The 19727-nt window shown below is 71.9% G+C and carries 17 protein-coding genes; 15 read left to right on the forward strand and 2 right to left on the reverse strand.

Annotated features, from left to right (window positions below; genetic code table 11):
• Complete coding sequence (locus ACIRYZ_RS05560) at positions 1–945, reverse strand: AAA family ATPase (protein WP_393026751.1); 945 nt, start codon at positions 943–945, stop codon at positions 1–3.
• Positions 946–1284: 339 nt separating this feature from the next.
• Positions 1285–1827 carry a beta-class carbonic anhydrase gene (locus ACIRYZ_RS05565; RefSeq protein ID WP_380609288.1) on the reverse strand — a complete coding sequence of 181 codons (543 nt, stop codon included), beginning with the start codon at positions 1825–1827 and terminating at the stop codon, positions 1285–1287.
• A gap of 539 nt (positions 1828–2366) precedes the next feature.
• On the opposite strand from ACIRYZ_RS05565, the gene rsmH reads away from it, so the two are divergent.
• From rsmH to ACIRYZ_RS05640, 15 genes are all read left to right on the forward strand, one after another.
• Positions 2367–3341, forward strand: a complete 975-nt coding sequence (gene rsmH, locus ACIRYZ_RS05570) for a 16S rRNA (cytosine(1402)-N(4))-methyltransferase RsmH (protein ID WP_387620623.1) — start codon at positions 2367–2369, stop codon at positions 3339–3341.
• A gap of 126 nt (positions 3342–3467) precedes the next feature.
• Entirely contained in the window at positions 3468–3995 is a 528-nt protein-coding gene (locus tag ACIRYZ_RS05575; RefSeq protein ID WP_402939921.1) for a cell division protein FtsL, read from the forward strand.
• Positions 3992–6214, forward strand: a complete 2223-nt coding sequence (locus tag ACIRYZ_RS05580; RefSeq protein ID WP_402939924.1) for a penicillin-binding transpeptidase domain-containing protein — start codon at positions 3992–3994, stop codon at positions 6212–6214. The genes ACIRYZ_RS05575 and ACIRYZ_RS05580 overlap by 4 nt, the downstream gene beginning before the upstream one ends.
• Before the next feature lie 93 nt (positions 6215–6307).
• Positions 6308–7873 (forward strand): UDP-N-acetylmuramoyl-L-alanyl-D-glutamate--2,6-diaminopimelate ligase, encoded by a 1566-nt coding sequence (locus ACIRYZ_RS05585; RefSeq protein WP_402939927.1) that lies wholly within the window; start codon positions 6308–6310, stop codon positions 7871–7873.
• Positions 7870–9273 carry a UDP-N-acetylmuramoyl-tripeptide--D-alanyl-D-alanine ligase gene (murF, locus tag ACIRYZ_RS05590; RefSeq protein WP_402939930.1) on the forward strand — a complete coding sequence of 468 codons (1404 nt, stop codon included), beginning with the start codon at positions 7870–7872 and terminating at the stop codon, positions 9271–9273. The genes ACIRYZ_RS05585 and murF overlap by 4 nt, the downstream gene beginning before the upstream one ends.
• Positions 9273–10334, forward strand: coding sequence for a phospho-N-acetylmuramoyl-pentapeptide-transferase (gene mraY, locus ACIRYZ_RS05595; RefSeq protein ID WP_402940539.1), 1062 nt, complete (start codon positions 9273–9275; stop codon positions 10332–10334). Before murF ends, mraY begins: the two co-directional genes overlap by 1 nt.
• The gene (gene murD / locus ACIRYZ_RS05600; protein ID WP_402939932.1) at positions 10331–11770 is read left to right on the forward strand and encodes a UDP-N-acetylmuramoyl-L-alanine--D-glutamate ligase; all 1440 of its coding nucleotides are present in this window, start codon (positions 10331–10333) and stop codon (positions 11768–11770) included. Before mraY ends, murD begins: the two co-directional genes overlap by 4 nt.
• 219 nt (positions 11771–11989) lie before the next feature.
• The gene (ftsW, locus tag ACIRYZ_RS05605; protein WP_402939935.1) at positions 11990–13360 is read left to right on the forward strand and encodes a putative lipid II flippase FtsW; all 1371 of its coding nucleotides are present in this window, start codon (positions 11990–11992) and stop codon (positions 13358–13360) included.
• Between the two features lie 6 nt (positions 13361–13366).
• The gene (murG, locus tag ACIRYZ_RS05610; RefSeq protein ID WP_380609295.1) at positions 13367–14473 is read left to right on the forward strand and encodes an undecaprenyldiphospho-muramoylpentapeptide beta-N-acetylglucosaminyltransferase; all 1107 of its coding nucleotides are present in this window, start codon (positions 13367–13369) and stop codon (positions 14471–14473) included.
• Positions 14466–15242: a cell division protein FtsQ/DivIB gene (locus tag ACIRYZ_RS05615; protein WP_402939938.1), complete on the forward strand. Its 777-nt coding sequence runs from the start codon at positions 14466–14468 to the stop codon at positions 15240–15242. Before murG ends, ACIRYZ_RS05615 begins: the two co-directional genes overlap by 8 nt.
• A gap of 364 nt (positions 15243–15606) precedes the next feature.
• Positions 15607–16839: a cell division protein FtsZ gene (gene ftsZ / locus ACIRYZ_RS05620; RefSeq protein ID WP_402939941.1), complete on the forward strand. Its 1233-nt coding sequence runs from the start codon at positions 15607–15609 to the stop codon at positions 16837–16839.
• Entirely contained in the window at positions 16836–17567 is a 732-nt protein-coding gene (gene pgeF / locus ACIRYZ_RS05625; RefSeq protein WP_402939944.1) for a peptidoglycan editing factor PgeF, read from the forward strand. The genes ftsZ and pgeF overlap by 4 nt, the downstream gene beginning before the upstream one ends.
• Positions 17567–18376 carry a YggS family pyridoxal phosphate-dependent enzyme gene (locus ACIRYZ_RS05630; protein ID WP_402939947.1) on the forward strand — a complete coding sequence of 270 codons (810 nt, stop codon included), beginning with the start codon at positions 17567–17569 and terminating at the stop codon, positions 18374–18376. The genes pgeF and ACIRYZ_RS05630 overlap by 1 nt, the downstream gene beginning before the upstream one ends.
• A gap of 304 nt (positions 18377–18680) precedes the next feature.
• A complete protein-coding gene (locus ACIRYZ_RS05635) occupies positions 18681–19301 on the forward strand; it encodes a cell division protein SepF (protein ID WP_393026488.1) in 621 nt (206 codons plus the stop codon).
• A gap of 98 nt (positions 19302–19399) precedes the next feature.
• Positions 19400–19681 carry a YggT family protein gene (locus ACIRYZ_RS05640; protein WP_030282903.1) on the forward strand — a complete coding sequence of 94 codons (282 nt, stop codon included), beginning with the start codon at positions 19400–19402 and terminating at the stop codon, positions 19679–19681.
• Positions 19682–19727: the final 46 nt, after the last annotated feature.

Genomic DNA, 19727 nt, shown 5'->3' on the forward strand with positions numbered 1-19727 from the left:
TCAGCCCCTCCGGACGGCCGGGCCGCCCTGCGGACGCGGCAGCGGCAGCCGGGCGACCAGGTCGGTCACGATCTGCTCGGAGGTACGGCGGCTGAGCTGGGTCTCGGCGGTCGGCATCAGGCGGTGCGCGAGGACCGGGACGGCCAGGCGCTGGATGTCGTCCGGGGTGACGTAGTCGCGTCCGTCCAGCGCGGCGGCGGCGCGGGCGGCCCGGACCAGGTGCAGGGTGGCGCGCGGCGAGGCGCCCAGGCGCAGCTCGGGGCTGGTGCGGGTGGCGGAGACCAGGTCGACGGCGTAGCGGCGCACCGGGTCGGCGATGTGCACGGTGCGGACCAGGTCGACCAGCTTGAGGATGTCGGTGGCGTGCGCGACGGGCTGGAGGTCGGCCAGCGGGTTGGCGCCGGCGTGCACGTCGAGCATCGCGAACTCGGCCTCGGGGCTGGGGTAGCCCATCGAGATCCGGGCCATGAAGCGGTCCCGCTGGGCCTCCGGGAGGGCGTAGGTGCCCTCCATCTCGACCGGGTTCTGGGTGGCCACGACCATGAACGGCGAGGGCAGCTCGTAGCTGGTGCCGTCGATGGTGACCTGGCGCTCCTCCATGGACTCCAGCAGCGCGGACTGGGTCTTGGGCGAGGCGCGGTTGATCTCGTCGCCGACCACGATCTGGGCGAAGATCGCTCCCGGGCGGAACTCGAAGTCGTGCCGCTGCTGGTCGTAGATGTTGGTGCCGGTGACGTCCGAGGGCAGCAGGTCGGGCGTGAACTGGATGCGGCGCACGGTGCAGTCGACCGAGCGGGCGAGCGCCTTGGCCAGCATGGTCTTGCCGACGCCGGGCACGTCCTCCAGCAGCAGGTGGCCCTCGGCGAGCAGGACGGTCAGGGCGATCCGGACGGCCTCCGGCTTGCCCTCGATCACGCTCTCGATGTTGGCGCGGACACGGTCCACGACCGCGGCGAGCTCGGGGAGTCCGACCTGGCGGTACCCGTTCGCCCTCTGTTCGCCCCCCGCAGGACTGCCGAGACCGGCCTGGTCGTTGTAGCTCGTCACCCGTTTACGCTCCCTGGCACCCTGTGCCAGCCTCACCCGAGGCCGGACCCCCACCCCATGCTTGACGCGGCCGTCCCGGGGGCGGTTCCGACGGCGGATCCGGCGCCGGGGTGGCGGCCTGCGGCCCGGCCGCCCCAGGTGGTTCGGGGTCCGACCGGCAGGCGCATTCTCCCCCGGGCGGTGGCCCGAAGTCACCATTCGGCTGTTCCCGAATGCCCGGAGGAGAGCGGGCGAGAATCAGACGATCTCGCGCAGCAGCCCGGTGTGGACGTCGAAGACGAAGCCGCGCACGTCGTCGGTGTGCAGCAGGAACGGGGAGGTGCGCACCCGTTGCATGGACTGGCGGACGTCGCCGTCCAGGTCGACGAAGGACTCCACCGCCCACTGCGGGCGCTGGCCGACCTCCAGCTCCAGCTCGCGGCGGAAGTCCTCGGTGAGTCCGAGCAGGCCGCAGCCGGTGTGGTGGATCAGCGCGATCGAGCGGGTGCCGAGGGCGCGCTGGCTGATGGTCAGGGAGCGGATGGTGTCGTCGGTGACGACGCCGCCCGCGTTGCGGATGACGTGCGCGTCGCCCAGTTCGAGGCCGAGCGCCGCGAACAGGTCGAGGCGGGCGTCCATACAGGCCACCACGGCGATCTTCTGCACCGGGCGGGCGTCCATGCCGCCGTCCCGGAAGGTCACCGCGTACTCGCGGTTGGCCGTCACGAAACGGTCGATGATGACGGGTCGGGTGGTGTCGGCAGCGGCGTTCGGCGTGGGCCGGTCGGGGGTCACTGTCATGGTGGCGACGTTAGTGCGATTCCGGGCCCCGCGGTGGGGTCGGGAGCTACAGAACCGGCCGCTGTGATCGAGTGCATAGCGACAACGGGAGGGTTTGTCCGAGCTGGTCCCGGAGTGGGTTCGTACCCGGTCGCTCGACGGGGGCGCGCGGCGCTCGTCGGGGCTCGCCGGCCGGGGCCTCCACCGGTCCGCTCCGACGGCCGCGACCTGCGGTGATCCGTACCGCCGCCCGGGTGGTGCGCCGGAGCGGATCATTGACTGCCGGGGGCCGCGCGATAGAGTTGCGCCGCAGTGGAGCACACCCGCCGGAGCCCGTCAACCGGGCCTTGTCGGCCGGTGTGGACCGGTCGATGCGGCTCATGGCCTCCACCCGCTCCGTGCCCACCTGGCGCACCTTCCCCGGCGCCGGGCGGTCACGACCTTTCCCCTGAGCGGGCGGGGACCACGGGCCGCGTCGTCGTGTCGGGGGACGGTGGGCGAGAATGGTCGGAGCTCCCGGAGATCGGGCTGCTCCGCACCGAGGAAGGGCGCCACCGCGCATGACCACCAACGAACCGGGTCCCAAGCACGTTCCGGTGATGCTGCAGCGGTGCATGGACGCCCTCGCCCCCGCGATCTCGCGCCCCGGTGCCGTGGTGGTGGACGCCACCCTCGGACTCGGCGGGCACAGCGAGGCGCTGCTCACCCAGTTCCCGGAGGTCCGGCTGGTCGCGGTGGACCGCGACCCGCAGGCGCTGAAGCTGTCCGGCGAGCGGCTGGCCCCGTTCGGCGACCGGGCCACCCTGGTGCACGCGGTGTACGACGAGATCCCCGAGGTGCTGGAGCGCCTGGGCATCGACGAGGTGGACGGCATCCTGTTCGACCTCGGCGTCTCCTCGATGCAGCTGGACGAGGCCGACCGCGGTTTTGCGTACGCCCAGGACGCGCCGCTGGACATGCGGATGGACCAGACCCGGGGGATCAGCGCGGCGGAGGTGCTGAACACCTACAGCCACGGTGACCTGGCCCGGATCCTCAAGGTGTACGGCGAGGAGCGGTTCGCCGGGAAGATCGCCTCGGTCATCCTGCGGGAGCGGGCCAAGGAACCGTTCACCAACAGCGCGCGTCTGGTCGAGTTGGTGCGCAACGCCATTCCGGCGGCGACCCGTCGGACCGGCGGGAACCCGGCCAAGCGGACGTTCCAGGCACTGCGGATCGAGGTCAACGGCGAGCTGGAGGTCCTGGACCGGGCGATCCCGGGGGCGCTGGACGTCCTGGCGCTCGGCGGCCGGATGGTCGTGATGTCGTACCAGTCGCTGGAGGACCGGCTGGTGAAGCAGTACTTCGCCGCCGGGGCGACCAGCACCGCCCCGCCGGGGCTTCCGTTCATCCCGGAGGAGCACCAGCCCTGGCTCAAACTGATCACCCGAGGTGCCGAGCTGGCCACCGAGCAGGAGATCGAGGAGAACCGGCGCGCCGCGCCCGTCCGACTGCGGGTGGCGGAGAGGATCAGGGACCGAAGCAAGCGGGGCTGAGTCCCGGCGGGGTCCGAAGGGCGGAGGAAAGCGGTGGGGCCGGTGGCCGGTGAGGTCCGGGCGGGGCGGGGAGGACTCCCCGGACAGGGCAGGGCGCGCATCACGGTCCGGCCGGGGCGGCGCCCCGTGCGGGGGCGCACGCCGTTCGCGGTGCTCGTGGTGATGCTGCTGGCCGGCGGCCTGTTCGGGCTGCTGGCGCTGAACACCGCGCTCAACGAGGGCTCCTTCGAGCTGTCCCGGCTGCAGAAGCAGACCACCAAGGCGACCGACGAGCAGCAGAGCCTCCAGCACGAGATCGACCAGAGCTCGGCCCCGGACGCGCTGGCCAAGCGGGCCGGGGAGCTGGGCATGATCCCGGCCGGGGGGATGGCCTTCCTGGACGTGCCGAACGGAGGCAAGGTGATCGGCACGCCCGGACCGGCGCAGGACAGCCCGCCGGTGAAGAAGTCGACGGTCGATCCGTGGCCGATGAAGGCCTCCCCGGCTGCGCAGGGCGCCCCGGCGCCTTCGGCGCGGCCCACCGCGCAGCCGAGCGCCCAGCCGACCACCCCGGCCGCGACCCCGCCGGCGCCGACCCCGGCGGCCTCGGCCGGTGACTCGGTGATCCAGCTCAACCCGGTCTCGCCCGCGCCGCACGGGGGTGGCAACCGGTGACCACTCCCCGTCAGCCGTCGGGCTCGGGCTCCGGCTCCGGTTCGGGCCGTCGCCAGCCGCCGCGCACCGGTGCGCCCCGGCCCGCCGCGGGCCGCAGCCAGCCGGCGAAGGGCCAGTCCGCGAAGCCTCAGCCCGTCAAGCCGCAGCCCGCCAAACCGCAGGCCGCCAAGGGCCAGCCCGCGCGCGGCCAGTCGGCCAAGGCCCAGCCCGCCAAGGCCGCCGCCCGTACCCCGCGCGCGCCGCAGCAGCGCCGCCCCGAGGGCCGTCCGCCGGCCCGCAGCCAGGCGGCGGTGCGGCCGCGTCCGAAGACCCGCCCGCCGCAGCGCCCCAAGGCGCTGAAGCTGGCCGAGCCGAAGCGCCGGCTGCGGGTGATCACCGTGGTGCTGTCCCTGGTCTTCTCGGTCTTCGCCGGGCGTCTGGTGCAGCTCCAGCTGGTGGACGCCGACGCGCTGGCCGCCGACGCCAACACCAACCGCTACCTGAACATCCCGATCACCGCCGAGCGTGGCTCGATAACGTCCTCCGACGGGGTCGCGCTGGCGGCCACCGTCGACGCGTACGACATCACCGCCGACCCGGCGATGTTCACCCCGGAGGCGACCGGCATCCCGGACGCGCCGGAGCAGGCGGCCGCCCTGCTGTCGCCGATCCTCGGCGTGCCCAAGGAGAAGCTCGCCACCGATCTGCACACCCCCAAGACCCGCTACAAGCGGCTGGCCGCCCAGCAGACCCCGGCTGCCAAGAACCAGATCAGCGACCTGAAGTCGACCCTGGAGAAGCAGGCCGGCTCGCGCACCTGCCTGGCCCAGAAGAAGCTGCTCGGCAAGCCCGCCGACCAGGGCGGGCGGACCCGGGTGGACAACGAGTGCGCCAACCCGCTGGCCGGGGTGTTCAACCAGGAGACCCAGAAGCGGGTCTACCCGGCGGACGGCCTGGCCGCCAACCTGATCGGCTTCGTCAACGGCGAGGGCGCGGGCGCGGGCGGCCTGGAACTGCAGTACCAGAAGCTGCTGGCCGGCAAGGACGGCCACAGCAGCTACGCCCAGGCGGGCGGGCGGCTGGTGCCCACCGCCGGGGGCTCGATGGACGAGGCCGTGCCCGGCAGCGACGTCAAGCTGACCGTCAACCGGGACATCCAGTGGGCCGCCCAGCGGGCGATCACCGACCAGGTGGCCAACTCCGGCGCGGAGAAGGGCTACGTGGTGGTCCAGGACGTGAAGACCGGTCAGGTCCTCGCGATGGCCACCGCGCCCGGCTTCAACCCGAACGACCTGAGCCTCTCCAAGCAGTCCCAGATGGGCAACCCGGCCCTGGTCGACGCCTACGAGCCGGGCAGCACCGCCAAGCTGATGAGCCTGGCCGCCGTCCTGGACTCCGGCAAGGCCAACTGGGACACCAGGGTCACCGTGCCCGGCACGCTCGTCCGGGCGGGCCAGCAGTTCAAGGACGACGTTCCGCACGGCGACTGGTACCTGACCCTGGCCGGGGTGCTGGCCAAGTCCTCCAACATCGGCACCATCGAGGCGGTCGAGACCCTCGGCGACGGCGACCAGCTGAAGGCCAACCAGGTGCTGGACGGCTACATGCGCAAGTTCGGCGTGGCCCAGCCGACCGGTCTGAACTTCCCCGGGGAGACCCCCGGGATGCTCAAGAAGCCGGAGGACCTGGTCGCCTCGGAGAAGTACAACATCTCCTTCGGCCAGGGCCCGATGCAGATGAACGCGCTGCAGGCCACCTCGGTGTACTCGACGATCGCCAACGGCGGGGTGCGGGTCGCGCCCAGCATCGTCCAGGGCACCACCGGGCCGGACGGCAAGTTCACCCCGACCCCGGCGGGGGAGCAGACCCGGGTGGTCAGCGAGCAGACCGCCAAGACCCTCACCTCGATGCTGGAGTCGGTCGTCGACGACGAGCAGGGCACGGGCGGCAAGGCCGCCATCCCCGGCTACCGGGTCGCCGGCAAGACCGGTACCGCCAACCGGGGGGCCGCCAACGGGGTCGGCTACGACGGCTACACCGCCTCCTTCATCGGCTTCGCCCCGGCCGACGCCCCCCGCTACACCGTCTCCTGTACCCTCCAGGGCCCGGTCAACGGCCACTTCGGCGGCTCGCTGTGCGGGCCGGTGTTCAAACAGGTGATGGAGTTCACCCTGAAGACCATGCAGGTCCCGCCGAGCGGCAGCCAGGCGCCCAACCTGCCCGTCGAGTGGAAGCCGTGAGCGCGGATGAGCAACCAGCGGGCCGGTGCGGCCGGCGACGCCGAGAAGGCCCGGTTTGGCCCTGGGCACCCTTCGGCGGATAGCCTTCCCGCCGTGCCGAAACCCGATCAAACCACCGTGAGTCCGCCCCGCCCGACCGGGGCCGCCGCCCTGTCGCTCGCCGAACTGGCCGCTCAGCTGGGCCTGCCGCCCGTCGAGGGCGGCGCCGTCACCGGCGTCACCCACGACTCCCGCGCGGTGCGCCCGGGCGACGTGTACGTGGCCTTCCCGGGCGCCAACCACCACGGCGCGGCCTTCGCGGCCAAGGCCGCGGACGCCGGCGCGGTGGCCGTGCTCACCGACCCCGCGGGCGCCGAGCTGGCCGCCCCCACCGGTCTGCCGCTGCTGGTCGTCGACCGGCCGCGGGCCCGGATGGGCGAGCTGGCCGCGATCGTCTACGGCCGCCCGTCCGAGCGGCTGCTGATGATCGGGCTGACCGGCACCAACGGCAAGACCACCACCTCGTACCTGGTCGAGGGCGGTCTGCGCGGCGCCGGGCGCAGCCCCGGCGTGATCGGCACCGTGGAGATGAGGGTCGGCGAGGAGCGGATCAAGAGCGAGCGCACCACCCCCGAGGCCACCGACCTGCACGCGATCCTCGGCGTGATGGCCGAGCGCGGCGCGGACGCGGTGACCATGGAGGTCTCCAGCCACGCCCTGGTCTTCGGCCGCACCGACGGGGTGGCGTACGACGTCGCGCTGTTCAACAACCTCACCCCCGAGCACCTCGACTTCCACCCGGACATGGAGGACTACTTCCAGGCGAAGGCCCGGCTCTTCCAGCCCGGCAAGTCCCGCCACGGCGTGATCAACCTGGACGACGAGTACGGCCGCCGGCTGGCCGCCGAGGCCAAGATCCCGGTGACCACCTTCTCGGCCGCCGGCGCCGCCGAGGCCGACTGGCGGGCCGTGGACGTCCAGCTCGGTCCGACCGGCTCCACCTTCCGGGTGCTCGGCCCGGACGGCGCGCAGGCGGACGCCGCCGTCCCGCTGCCCGGCCCGTTCAATGTCTCCAACGCGCTGGCCGCGATCACCGTGCTGGTCGCCGCCGGGCTGCCGCTGGAGCTGGCCGTGGCCGGCGTCGCCGCCGTCCCCGGAGTGCCGGGCCGGCTGGAGCGGGTGGACGCCGGACAGCCGTTCGTCGCCGTCGTGGACTACGCCCACAAGCCGGACGCCCTGCAGGCCGTCCTCGCCTCGCTGCGCGAGGTCACCAAGGGCCGCCTGCACGTGGTCGTCGGCTGCGGCGGCGACCGCGACCCCCACAAGCGCGGCCCGATGGGCGCCATCGCCGCCCGCCTCGCCGACACCGCCCTGCTGACCGGCGACAACCCGCGCAGCGAGGACCCGCTGGCGATCCTCGCCAGCATGCTGACCGGCGCCGCCGCGGTGCCCGAGGCCGAGCGCGGGGCCGTCCTGGTCGTCCCCGACCGGGCCGAGGCGATCCAGCTCGCCGTCGCCCGCGCCCAGGCGGGGGACACCGTGCTGGTGGCCGGCAAGGGCCACGAGCTCGGCCAGTACGTACGAGACGAGATCCGCCCCTTCGACGACCGGGAGGTGCTGCGCGAATCCATCGTGCGGACCACGGCCGCCCGGGGCGACCGAGGAGTAGAGCAGCAGTGATCGCACTGACCCTCGCCGAGGTGGCCGCCGCGGTCGGCGGCACCCTGGACGGCGCGGACCCGGACGTCCTGGTCACCGGCCCGGTCGAGGTCGACTCACGGAAGGTGTGCCCCGGCGGCCTGTTCGCGGCCTTCGTCGGCGAGCGCGTGGACGGCCACGACTACGCCGTCACGGCGGTCGAGGCCGGCGCCGTCGCGGTGCTGGCCTCCCGCCCGGTCGGCGTGCCCGCCGTCCTGGTCGACAGTGTGGTGGAGGCGCTCGGCAAGCTGGCCCGCACCGTGGTCGCCCGCGCCGAGGGCACCGCCGTGGTCGCACTGACCGGCTCGGCCGGCAAGACCAGCACCAAGGACCTGATCGCCCAGCTGCTCCAGCGCCACGGCGAGACCGTCTTCCCGCCCGGCTCGCTCAACAACGAGATCGGCCACCCGATGACCGCGCTGCGGGTCGAGGCCGGCACCCGGCACCTGGTCATGGAGATGGGCGCCCGGCACAAGGGCGACATCGAGTACCTCACCTCGATCACCCCGCCCCGGATCGGCCTGGTGCTCAACGTCGGCACCGCCCACGTCGGCGAGTTCGGCTCCCAGGAGGCGATCGCCGAGGCCAAGGGCGAGCTGGTCGAGGCGCTGCCCGCCGAGGGCGCCGCGATCCTCAACGCGGACGACCGGCTGGTGCGCGCGATGGCCTCCCGGACCAGGGCGAAGGTGGTCTTCTTCGGGGAGTCCCCGGAGGCCCACGTGCGGGCGACCGACGTTCGCCTGGACGCCACCGGACGGCCATCGTTCACGCTCACCACCCCGGCCGGTTCCGCTCCCGTGCAGCTGCGCCTGTACGGTGAGCACCACGTCTCGAACGCCCTCGCCGCCGCCGCGGTGGCGATGGAGCTCGGGATGACCGTCGACGACACCGCGGCAGCCCTGGGCGAGGCGGGTGCGCTGTCCCGCTGGCGCATGGAGGTCGTCGACCGGGCCGATGGTGTCACCGTCGTCAACGACGCCTACAACGCGAACCCCGACTCGATGCGGGCCGCGCTGCGGGCGCTGGTCTCGATCGGCGGCCGCGGTCCGGAGCGCCGCCGCACCTGGGCGGTGCTCGGCGAGATGCGGGAGCTCGGCGAGGACAGCCTGGCCGAGCACGACGCCATCGGGCGGCTCGCCGTCCGGCTGGACGTCACCAAGCTGGTGGCGGTCGGCGGACGCGAGGCGGCCTGCATGGAACTCGGCGCGAGGAACGAAGGTTCGTGGGGTGAGGAGTCGGTGCTGGTGTCCGACGCGGACGCGGCGGTCGAGCTGCTGCGCAGTCAGCTGCGGCCGGGGGATGTGGTCCTGGTGAAGGCGTCCCGTTCGGTGGGGCTGGAGAAGGTGGCCGAGGCCCTCCTGGCGGACGGTGCTGCCCGATGATGAAGCAGATCCTCTTCTCCGGGATGATCGGCCTGATCCTCTCGCTGGTCGGCACGCCCGCCCTGATCAAGCTGCTCGCCCGGCAGGGCTACGGCCAGTACATCCGTGACGACGGCCCCAAGGCGCACCACAGCAAGAAGGGCACGCCCACCATGGGCGGCATCGCCTTCATCCTGGCGACCCTGATCGCGTACTTCGGCACGAAGGCGATAACGGGCGACACCCCGACCGCCTCCGGGCTGCTGGTGCTCTTCCTGACCACGGGCCTCGGCCTGGTCGGCTTCCTGGACGACTACATCAAGGTGGTCAAGCGCCGCTCGCTGGGCCTGCGGGCCAAGGCGAAGCTGGCCGGCCAGTCGATCGTCGGCCTGGTGTTCGCCATCCTGGCGCTGCAGTTCCACGACGACCGCGGGCTCAGCCCGGCCTCCCAGTCGCTGTCCTTCGTGCGCGACTTCAAGTGGGCGATCGGCCCGGTCCTGTTCGTCATCTTCGCCTACTTCATGATCGCCGCCACCTCCAACGGCGTGAACCTGACGGACGGCCTGGACGGCCTCGCCACCGGCGCCTCGGTGATGGCCTTCGGCGCCTACACCTTCATCGGCGTCTGGGAGTACACCCAGAGCTGCGCCTACTTCATCTCGGCCACCGGCGCCTGCTACGACGTCCGCGACCCACTGGACCTCGCGGTGGTGGCCGCCGCCCTGATGGGCTCCTGCTTCGGCTTCCTGTGGTGGAACACCTCGCCCGCCAAGATCTTCATGGGTGACACCGGCTCGCTCGCCCTCGGCGGCGCCCTGGCCGGTCTGGCGATCTGCTCCCGCACCGAGCTGCTGCTGATCCTGCTCGGCGGCCTCTTCATGATCATCACCCTGTCGGTGATCATCCAGGTCGGCTCCTTCCGGATGACCGGCAAGCGCGTCTTCAAGATGGCACCACTGCAACACCACTTCGAACTCAAGGGCTGGAGCGAGGTCCTGGTCGTGGTCCGCTTCTGGATCATCCAGGGCCTGTGCGTGGCCGTCGGCCTCGGCCTCTTCTACGCGGGATACCGGACCGGATGACGAATCCTGACTTCATGAACCTGCCCGTGGTGGTCGCCGGCCTCGGCGTCTCGGGCATCAGCGCCGCGCGCGTCCTGAACGGGCTCGGCGCGAGCGTCACCGTGGTGGACGGCGGCAGCGGCGAGGGCCTCAAGGCCCGCGCCGCCGAGCTGGAGGCGCTGGGCGTCACGGTGCGCCTGGGCGACGGCGCGAGCCTGCCCGAGGGCACCCGGCTGATCGTCACCTCGCCCGGCTGGGCGCCCGACAGCCCGCTGTTCGTCGCCGCCGAGGCGGCCGGCGTCCCGGTCTGGGGCGACGTCGAGCTGGCCTGGCGGCTGCGCAAGCCGCTGCCGGGCACCGGCGAGCCCGCCCCCTGGCTGGCCGTCACCGGCACCAACGGCAAGACCACCACCGTCCAGATGCTCGCCTCGATCCTCACGGCGGCCGGCAAGCGCACCGCCGCCGTCGGCAACGTCGGGGTCTCGGTGCTGGACGCGGTGCTCGCCGAGGAGCCGTACGACGTGCTCGCCGTCGAGCTCTCCAGCTACCAGCTGCACTGGGCGCCCTCGCTGCGCCCGTACTCGGCGGCGGTGCTCAACCTGGCACCCGACCACCTCGACTGGCACGGCTCCATGGAGGCGTACGCCGCCGACAAGGGCCGGATCTACGAGGGCAACGTGGTCGCCTGCGTGTACAACCTGGCCGACCCGGCCACCGAGGCGCTGGTCCGCGAGGCCGACGTCGAGGAGGGCTGCCGGGCGATCGGCTTCGGTCTCGGCGCGCCGAGCCCGTCGAACTTCGGCGTGGTGGACGGCCTGCTGGTGGACCGCGCCTTCGTCGAGGACCGGACCAAGAACGCGGCCGAGTTGGGCTCCGTCGAGGACGTCAACCCACCGGCCCCGCACAACATCGCCAACGCGCTTGCCGCGGCGGCGCTGGCCCGGGCCTACGGGGTCGAGCCGAAGGCCGTCCGGGAGGGCCTGCGGGCCTTCCGCCCGGACGCCCACCGGATCGCCGAGGTCGGCGTGGTCCGCGAGGTTGCGTACATCGACGACTCCAAGGCCACCAACACCCACGCCGCGGCCGCCTCGCTGGCCGCCTACCGGCCGATCGTCTGGATCGCCGGCGGCCTGGCCAAGGGCGCGACCTTCGACGACCTGGTCCAGGGCGCGGCCGAGCGGCTGCGCGCGGTCGTGCTGATCGGCCAGGACCGGGCGCTGATCCGCGAGGCGCTGGAGCGACACGCTCCGGATGTGCCGGTGATCGAGGCAGCCGAGGGCCAGACTGGCGCGGTGGCGATGACCGAGGTGGTTCGCACGGCCGCGTCGCTCGCCCGATCGGGTGACACGGTGCTGCTGGCCCCGGCCTGCGCCTCGATGGACATGTTCACCAACTACGGCGAGCGCGGCGACCTGTTCGCGGCGGCCGTCCGGGAGCTGGCGAACCTCGGGGAGTGAGCCGAAGGGCCGCGCCGGCCGTCCGGGACGGTCGAACCTCGGTGAGTGAGCCGAAGGGCCGCGCCGACGCCGAAAAGGTGGGCCCCTCCTGCCCGAAGGCGGGCAAGGAGGGCGAGCGAGGAGGCCCTGAGGAACGAGGGGCATCGGAGCGACGACCGTCGGCGTCGGGTCTGAGCGGCCCGGAGGCGAACGAGCCGCAATGAAAGGAAGCGGGGAGCGGTGGCGGGGCAGGGCAGGGCGGATTCCGGCGTTTCCAAGCAGGATGCCGCCGAGCCGTGGCGAGTGATCTCCGCCACCACGACCAAGTACAAGTCGGCCGGTCCGCTGGGCCGCCTGCAGGCCTTCCGGGCCCGCGTGCGGTACTGGCTGGACCGGCCGCTCACGCCGTACCTGCTGGTCGTCGGCACCACGCTGCTGCTGGTGGTGCTGGGTCTGATGATGGTCTTCTCGGCCTCGCAGATCCTGGCCCTGAACCAGCACCACACGGCGCAGTACTACTTTCTCAAGCAGCTGATCGCGGCCATCCTCGGCCTGGTCCTGCTGGTCGGCTTCGCCTCCGTCCCGGTGGCGGTGCTGCGGGTGATCGTCTATCCCGTGATGTTCGGGGTGATCGGCGCGCTCGCGCTGGTCGCCGTGCCCGGCATCGGGGTGCGGATCAACGGCAACCAGAACTGGCTGGACTTCGGGTTCTTCCAGTTCCAGCCCTCCGAGTTCGCCAAGCTCGCGCTGGTGCTCTGGGGCGCCGACCTGCTCGCCCGCAAGCAGAAGGCCGGCACCCTCACCTCGTGGAAGCACCTGCTGGTGCCGCTGGTGCCGGGCGCCCTGCTGCTGCTCGCGCTGATCATGATCGGCGGCGACATGGGCACCTCGATGATCCTGGTGGCCATGGTGTTCGCGCTGCTCTGGATGGTCGGCGCGCCGCTGCGGCTGTTCGTGGCCACCCTCGGGGTGGCGGTCGTGGTCTGCACCGCCCTGGTGATCACCGTCCCGCACCGGGCCGAGCGCCTGGGCTGCATCGGTGTCACCAAGCTCGACCCGGAGGGCGCCTGCTTCCAGGCCCTGCACGGGGTGTACTCGTTCGCGCTCGGCGGCGGCTTCGGCACCGGCCTCGGCGCGGGCGTGGAGAAGTGGGGCCAGCTGCCCGAGGCGCACACCGACTTCATCTTCGCCGCGACCGGCGAGGAACTGGGCCTGGTGGGGACGCTGTCGGTGATCGGTCTCTTCGCGGCACTAGGCTACGCGGGTATCCGTGTGGCCATCGGTACGAAGGACACCTTCGTCAGGTACGCCGCGGGAGCCGCCACCACCTGGATCATGGCGCAGGCCATGATCAACCTGGGGTCGGCGCTGGGACTGCTGCCCATCGCGGGCGTCCCGCTCCCGCTGTTCTCCTACGGCGGTTCCGCCATGCTGTCGGCCATGTCCGCGATCGGAGTGCTGCTGTGCCTGGCACGCAGCTCCTCGGGCGCGAAGGCGGCCCTGGCCGCCCGGAGCAAGAACTCCCGGATCAGGAAGCGACTGGCCCGGGTGCTGCCACGACGACGAACCACAGCGCGCCCGGCCCCCGGGCCGGCACGCAGGGAGCGGTGAATTTCGGTGCATGTCGTACTCGCCGGCGGGGGGACCGCCGGTCACATCGAGCCGGCCATGGCCCTCGCGGACGCCCTCCGCAGGCACGACCCGTCCATCGGGATCACCGCCCTGGGCACCGAGAAGGGTCTGGAGACCCGGCTGGTGCCCGAGCGCGGCTACCAGCTGGAGCTCATCCCGGCCGTCCCGCTGCCCCGCAAGCCCACCCCCGAGCTGATCACCGTCCCCGGCCGGCTGCGCGGCACCGTCCGGGCCGCCCAGGAGATCATCGAGCGGGTCAACGCCGACGCCGTGGTCGGCTTCGGCGGTTACGTCGCGATGCCCGCCTACCTGGCCGCCAAGCGGGCCGGCGTGCCGATCGTGGTGCACGAGGCCAACGCCCGCCCGGGCCTGGCGAACAAGATCGGTGCCCGCTACACCGACTTCGTCGCCGTCTCCACCCCGGACAGCAAGCTGCGCGACTCCCGGTACATCGGCATCCCGCTGCGCCGGACCATCGCCACCCTGGACCGCAACGCCACCCGGCCGGAGGCCCGCCAGTACTTCGGCCTCGACCAGCGGCTGCCCACCCTGCTGGTCTCCGGCGGCTCCCAGGGCGCGCGCCGGCTGAACGAGACGGTCACCGCGATCGCCCCGCGGCTCCAGCAGTACGGCGTGCAGATCCTGCACGCGGTCGGCCCGAAGAACGAGCTGCCGCAGGTCGCGGACGTCCCCGGGATGCCGCCGTACCGCCCGGTGCCGTACATCGACCGGATGGATCTCGCCTACGCGGCCGCCGACCTGATGCTCTGCCGGGCCGGCGCCATGACGGTGGCCGAGCTGGCCGCGGTGGGCCTGCCCGCCGCCTTCGTGCCGCTGCCGATCGGCAACGGCGAGCAGCGGCTGAACGCCCAGCCGATGGTCAAGGCCGGTGGCGGTCTGCTGGTGGACGACGCCGAGCTGACCGCGGACTGGGTGCTGCAGAACGTGCTGCCGGTGCTCACCGACCCCCAGCGGTTGTGGGACATGAGCCGGGCCGCGGCCGAGTTCGGCCGCAGGGACGCCGACGACCTGCTGGTCGGCATGGTGTACGAGGCGATCCAGGCACACCGGGGCGGCCGGCGCCGTGGCTGACGGTCGGCTCGCCGACCCTCTGGACGAGGAGCTGGAGGGGGAGGAGTCCGCTCCCCGCCTCCGGCTCTCCCGGCGGGGCATCGTGGTGCTGAGCGTGCTCGTCGCCGCGGTGCTGGGCGGGCTGGCCTGGCTGGTGTTCTACTCCCCGGTGCTGGACGTGCGCGATGTCGCCGTCCAGGGCACGAAGGACGAGAAGCTGACGTCGGACCAGGTCCGCGACGCGGTCGGCGGGCTGGCCGGCGGCCCGCTGGCCCGGGTGGACCTGGACGAGGTCAGGCACCGGGTGGAGGCGATCCCCCGGGTGGCCAAGGCCGAGGTGTGGCGGGGCTGGCCGCACACCCTGCAGGTCAAGGTGGTGCAGCGGACCGCCGCGGCCGCCGTCAAGGGGGAGGACGGCCAGTTCACCCAGGTGGATGCCACCGGCGTGAGCTTCGCCACCGAGGCGGCTCCGCCGGACGGCGTGCCGGTGGTGGAGCTGCGGCTCAGTCAGCAGGCGAAGGACGTGTCCGGGGTGATCTCCCGCGTCCAGCTGGTGCAGGGCGCGGTGGCGGTTGCCGCCGGCCTTCCGCCGGAGATCGCCAAGCGGGCCGGATCGGTCCTCGTACACTCCTACGACGACATCGAACTGCAGCTCAGCGGGGGTGCGACGGTGCGTTGGGGGAGCCCGGAGCAGAACGACCGCAAGGCCCGGGTACTGCAGGCGCTGATGGCCCAGAAGGGCGCCAACTTCGACGTGAGTGCGCCGGAGGCGCCGGCGGTCTCCGGATGATCCGCTAGATTCTGTGCCCGAGGGAGGGGTTGACGCCTCGAAGTGTCGGCCCGACCCTTGGTGGTCACCCCGGTTTCCATTGCCGGCCGATGATCACATAGGCTCAAAAGAAAAAGGGAAGCTCGGCGTGTTCGTTGAAACGCGTGCCCGGGGCCACCTAGTGTCCTGTGTCACCAGACTGTGTCCCTTGGAGATGTGACGGAGGCACAGGACTAACCCTAAAGGTCAAGTTTAGGGTTGGGGTCGGTGGTCGGCATTTCGGACATTCAGTCAGAAACCAGGCTCCCTACCCATCGACATCCGTCGGTACGGCCCCTCGCCCGGGCCGGGCCGACCCGGAATCTCGAGGCGAGAGGCCTTCGACGTGGCAGCACCGCAGAACTACCTCGCAGTCATCAAGGTCGTCGGTATCGGCGGCGGTGGTGTCAACGCCATCAACCGGATGATCGAGGTCGGTCTCAAGGGCGTCGAGTTCATCGCGATCAACACCGATGCGCAGGCCCTCCTCATGAGCGACGCCGACGTCAAGCTCGATGTGGGCCGTGAACTCACCCGGGGCCTCGGCGCCGGCGCCAACCCTGAGGTCGGCCGCAAGGCCGCCGAGGACCACCGCGAGGAGATCGAGGAGGTCCTCAAGGGGGCCGACATGGTCTTCGTGACCGCCGGTGAGGGCGGGGGCACGGGCACGGGCGGCGCGCCCGTCGTCGCCAACATCGCCCGCTCACTGGGCGCCCTGACCATCGGCGTGGTCACCCGCCCCTTCACCTTCGAGGGGCGTCGCCGGGCCAACCAGGCCGAGGACGGCATCGCCGCCCTGCGCGAAGAGGTCGACACCCTCATCGTGATCCCCAACGACCGACTGCTGTCCATCTCGGACCGCCAGGTCAGCGTGCTCGACGCGTTCCGCTCCGCGGACCAGGTCCTGCTCTCGGGTGTCCAGGGCATCACCGACCTGATCACCACCCCGGGTCTGATCAACCTCGACTTCGCCGACGTCAAGTCCGTCATGTCGGACGCCGGTTCGGCGCTCATGGGCATCGGCTCGGCCCGCGGCGAGGACCGCGCCAAGGCGGCCGCCGTGATGGCGATCTCCTCGCCGCTGCTGGAGGCCTCGATCGACGGCGCCCGCGGCGTGCTGCTGTCCATCTCGGGCGGCTCCGACCTCGGCCTGTTCGAGATCAACGAGTCGGCCCAGCTGGTCAGCGAGGCCGCCCACCCCGAGGCCAACATCATCTTCGGTGCGGTCATCGACGACGCGCTCGGCGACGAGGTGCGGGTCACCGTCATCGCGGCCGGCTTCGACGGCGGCCAGCCGCCGGCGATCGTCCGTGACCCGGTGGTCAAGTCCACCACCCCCGCCTCCCCGGCCACTCCGCCGGCCGCCCCGGAGCGTCCGGCCGGCCGTCCGTCCTACGGGAGCATCGGCTCGGTGACGTCCCGTTCGGAGGGGGAGGCCCCGGCCGCCCCGTCGCGTCCGGCCGAGACCCAGGCCACCACGACTGCGGCCGCCCCGGTGCCGCCGCAGGTGCAGCCGGTCCGGCAGCCGTTCGTGGAGAGCCCGGCCGAGGAGCTCGACGTCCCGGACTTCCTTAAGTGATCGATCACGCGGTACACGCGGGTGCTCACTTCGCCTTCACCGACAGGTGGGGCGGGGTGAGCACTTCGCCGTACGGGGAGCTCAACCTCGGCGGTGCCGTGGGGGACGACCCGGAGGCCGTCCGGGAGAACCGGGCGATCGCCGCCCGGGAGCTGGGGCTGAACCCGGCCGACGTGGTGTGGATGAACCAGGTGCACGGCGCCGAGGTCGCCGTGGTGACGGAGCGCCAGCCGCAGGGGGAGGCCCCCACGGTGGACGCGGTGGTCACCGACCGGCCGCTCGCGCTCGCGGTGCTGACCGCGGACTGCACCCCGGTGCTGCTGGCCGACCCGGTGGCGGGCGTGGTGGGCGCGGCCCACGCGGGCCGGCCCGGGCTGGCGGCCGGGGTGGTGCCCGCGGTCGTCAAGGCGATGGTCGAACTGGGGGCCGAGCCGGCGCGGATCACCGCTGCGACCGGCCCCGCGGTCTGCGGCCGCTGCTACGAGGTGCCGGCCCGGCTGCGCGCAGAGGTCGCCGAGGCGGTCCCGGCGGCCTTCGCCGAGACCTCCTGGGGCACCCCGGCCCTGGACGTGCCGGAGGGGGTCGCGGCCCAGCTGTCCGCGGTGGGGGTCACCGAGCTGGTGCGATCATCGGTCTGCACCCTCGAATCCGCCGATCACTTCTCCTATCGTCGCGAGCAGCGCACGGGCCGGCTCGCGAGCTATGTCTGGTTGGGCTCTGATCACTGATGACGAACGACATCTACGGACCGTTCCCGGGGGGTCCGGGCCCCTTCTTCCCGGACAAGAGCTGGCTGGAGGCCCTGACGGACGGTCAGCGGGCCCGGTTCGAGGAACTGGGGACCAACCTCGACGTGGTCGAGCGCCGGATCGTGGACGCCTGTGCGGCCGCCGGTCGCCCGCGCGAGGATGTCACCCTGATCGTCGTCACCAAGACGTACCCGGCCGAGGACACCGCGCTGCTGGCCGGACTGGGGGTGACGGACGTCGCGGAGAACCGCGACCAGGACGCCGCGCCCAAGGCGGAGCAGTGCAGAAACCTTCCTCTTGACTGGCACTTCGTCGGACAGCTGCAGACCAACAAGGTCCGCTCGGTCGTCGGGTACGCGAACCACGTGCACTCGGTGGACCGGCTGCGGCTGGTCGAGTCGCTCTCGGCGGCGGTGCTGAAGTCCGAGCGCCCGGAGCTGGGTTGCCTGGTGCAGGTGGCGCTGGACAAGGAGCACGGTGAGGGCGCGCACCGCGCCGGGGTCGCCCCGGAGGACGTCGCGGAACTCGCCGACGCGATCGCCGACACGCCCGGGCTGCGACTGGACGGTGTGATGACCGTCGCTCCGCTGGCCGGTCCACTGGCCGGCGACCCGGTGCGCTCCTTCGACCGGCTGGCGGAAATCGCAACCGCCGTACGGGCGGCCCATCCGGCTGCCACCATGGTCTCCGCAGGGATGAGCGGCGACCTTGAGCAGGCGATTGCCGCCGGGGCGACACATGTGCGCGTCGGAACGGCGGTACTCGGAGTGAGGTCACCCCTCGGGTAACGTCACCGGGTAAGTAGATCAGACTGCAGGACAAAATAGGACAGAATCTAGCAGCTCTCCGGAGCGCTAGCGAACCGTGGATCGCAGCTCCGCGGCCCCTACCCACGAACCCTGACGGCGCGTCGCCTTGACGGGCCGTCGTGGGCGGACTGCGGTATCCGCAGGCGGGGCCGTGGCCCGGCCGTCGAGTCGGAGCCGGTGGTCCGCACGGAGCGAGCCAAGCGAGCGACCATCGGAAGGTGCGCGTTTCGCGAAGCAGCCACCGAGCGTCAGCGAGGTGGCCATGAGCGGAGGAGACAGGAGCATGGCCGGCGCGATGCGCAAGATGGCGGTCTACCTCGGCCTCGTGGAGGACGAGACGTACGACGGCCAGGGGTACGACCCCGACGACGACTACGACGCGGACCCCGAGCCGATCCGTACCGGGCAGCGGACCGAGCGGACCGAGGACATTCCCCGACCGGCCGCCCCCGCAGCAGCACCCGCCTCGGTCTCCTCGATCGCCCCGCAACCGGTCCCGGCGGCGGTGCCGATCCGGCAGGAGACCCCGAGGATGGCCCCCGTGTCGTCCATCACACCCGAACGCCGCCACAATCTGGAGAAGAGCGCCCCGGTGATCATGCCCAAGGTAGTGAACGAACGAGAGCCCTACCGCATCACCACGCTGCACCCTCGGACCTACAACGAGGCCCGTACCATCGGGGAACAGTTCCGTGGCGGTACCCCCGTGATCATGAATCTGACCGAGATGGACGACACCGACGCGAAGCGGCTCGTAGACTTCGCCGCTGGACTCGTCTTCGGTCTGCACGGCAGTATCGAGCGCGTGACACAGAAGGTGTTCCTGCTGTCGCCTGCTAACGTCGATGTCACGGCGGAGGACAAGGCTCGGATCGCCGAGGGTGGGTTCTTCAACCAGAGCTGACCCGGCCACGACTTTACGTGTGGATCTGATCGACAGTGGTTGGCGACAGGTGACGAGCGGCAGGCCCTAGGGCCCTGGACCGGGGAGAGGGAAACGCGATGGACATCGTGTGGGCGGTGCTCTACTACGCCCTGACCGTCTTCCTGGTGTTCCTGCTCGTGCGACTGGTCATGGACTGGGTCTTCCAGTTCGCGCGTTCGTGGCGGCCCGGCAAGGCCATGGTCCTGGTCCTGGAGGCCACGTACACTGTCACGGATCCGCCGCTCAAGCTTCTTCGGCGGTTCATTCCGCCGTTGCGTTTCGGGGGCGTGGCGCTCGACCTGTCCTTCTTCGTACTGATGATCATTGTGTATGTCCTGATCTCGCTTGTGCACCCCTAGTCGTAGGTGAGCGATGCGACAGGATGCCGGTGTGCCGACGATCACG

Origin of the sequence: Kitasatospora sp. NPDC101155 (assembly GCF_044768305.1) — a bacterium.
GTDB lineage: Bacteria > Actinomycetota > Actinomycetes > Streptomycetales > Streptomycetaceae > Kitasatospora.

Excerpts from the sequence above, each read along its gene's own strand:
- ACIRYZ_RS05565 (WP_380609288.1), bottom strand. The coding sequence starts at position 1,827 with ATGACAGTGACCCCCGACCGGCCCACGCCGAACGCCGCTGCCGACACC.
- rsmH (WP_387620623.1), top strand. The coding sequence starts at position 2,367 with ATGACCACCAACGAACCGGGTCCCAAGCACGTTCCGGTGATGCTGCAG.
- mraY (WP_402940539.1), top strand. The coding sequence starts at position 9,273 with ATGAAGCAGATCCTCTTCTCCGGGATGATCGGCCTGATCCTCTCGCTG.
- murD (WP_402939932.1), top strand. The coding sequence starts at position 10,331 with ATGACGAATCCTGACTTCATGAACCTGCCCGTGGTGGTCGCCGGCCTC.
- ACIRYZ_RS05630 (WP_402939947.1), top strand. The coding sequence starts at position 17,567 with ATGACGAACGACATCTACGGACCGTTCCCGGGGGGTCCGGGCCCCTTC.
- ACIRYZ_RS05635 (WP_393026488.1), top strand. The coding sequence starts at position 18,681 with ATGGCCGGCGCGATGCGCAAGATGGCGGTCTACCTCGGCCTCGTGGAG.
- ACIRYZ_RS05640 (WP_030282903.1), top strand. The coding sequence starts at position 19,400 with ATGGACATCGTGTGGGCGGTGCTCTACTACGCCCTGACCGTCTTCCTG.